Origin of the sequence: Alkalibaculum sporogenes, from assembly GCF_009362815.1 — a bacterium.
In the GTDB taxonomy this organism is placed as follows: Bacteria; Bacillota; Clostridia; order Eubacteriales; family Alkalibacteraceae; genus Alkalibaculum_A; species Alkalibaculum_A sporogenes.
Map to the genome: position 1 here is coordinate 1 of NZ_WHNX01000078.1, position 1531 is coordinate 1531.

General features: G+C 52.4%; 1 rRNA gene. It reads right to left on the bottom strand.

The window, feature by feature from the left end:
* Positions 1–18: 18 nt before the first annotated feature.
* Positions 19–1531: ribosomal RNA gene (locus GC105_RS16590) — 16S ribosomal RNA — on the bottom strand.

Below are 1531 nucleotides of genomic sequence, written 5' to 3' on the forward strand. Positions count from 1 at the left end.
TTTACCTAAACTCCCTAGAAAGGAGGTGATCCAGCCGCACCTTCCGATACGGCTACCTTGTTACGACTTCACCCCAATTATTAACCCCACCTTCGGCAGCTGCTCCCAGTAAACTGGTTGGCTCACTGACTTCGGGTGTTGCCAACTTTCGTGGTGTGACGGGCGGTGTGTACAAGGCCCGGGAACGCATTCACCGCGACATTCTGATCCGCGATTACTAGCAACTCCAACTTCATGCAGGCGAGTTGCAGCCTGCAATCCGAACTGAGACCTGATTTGTGGGATTAGCTCCATGTTGCCATTTCGCAACCCGTTGTTCAGGCCATTGTAGCACGTGTGTAGCCCAGGTCATAAGGGGCATGATGATTTGACGTCATCCCCACCTTCCTCCGTATTGTCTACGGCAGTCTATCTAGAGTGCCCAGCTTAACCTGATGGCAACTAAATACAAGGGTTGCGCTCGTTGCGGGACTTAACCCAACATCTCACGACACGAGCTGACGACAACCATGCACCACCTGTCTCTTTGTCCCCGAAGGGAACGTCCAATCTCTTGGATTGTCAAAGGATGTCAAGACCTGGTAAGGTTCTTCGCGTTGCTTCGAATTAAACCACATGCTCCGCTGCTTGTGCGGGCCCCCGTCAATTCCTTTGAGTTTCAGTCTTGCGACCGTACTCCCCAGGCGGAGTGCTTATTGTGTTAACTGCGGCACTGAGTCTCCCCAACACCTAGCACTCATCGTTTACGGCGTGGACTACCAGGGTATCTAATCCTGTTTGCTCCCCACGCTTTCGCGCCTCAGCGTCAGTAACTGTCCAGTAAGTCGCCTTCGCCACTGGTGTTCCTCCTAATATCTACGCATTTCACCGCTACACTAGGAATTCCACTTACCTCTCCAGTACTCAAGTAGTACAGTTTCAAATGCAATTCCGGGGTTGAGCCCCGAACTTTCACATCTGACTTATCCTACCGCCTACACGCCCTTTACGCCCAATAATTCCGGACAACGCTTGCCCCCTACGTATTACCGCGGCTGCTGGCACGTAGTTAGCCGGGGCTTCCTCCTTGGGTACCGTCATTTTTTTCTTCCCCAAAGACAGAGTTTTACAATCCGAAAACCTTCTTCACTCACGCGGCGTTGCTGCGTCAGGGTTGCCCCCATTGCGCAATATTCCCCACTGCTGCCTCCCGTAGGAGTCTGGGCCGTGTCTCAGTCCCAGTGTGGCCGTTCACCCTCTCAGGTCGGCTACCCATCGTCGCCTTGGTGGGCTATTATCTCACCAACTAGCTAATGGGACGCGGGCTCATCCTGTGGCGATAAATCTTTCATTATCTCTACATGCGTAAAAATAACTTCATAAGGTATTAATCCCGGTTTCCCGAGGCTATCCCTTTCCACAGGGCAGATTGCCCACGCGTTACTCACCCGTCCGCCACTAATTACTTAAGCAAGCTTAAGTAACTCGTTCGACTTGCATGTGTTAGGCACGCCGCCAGCGTTCGTCCTGAGCCAGGATCAAACTCTCAAAT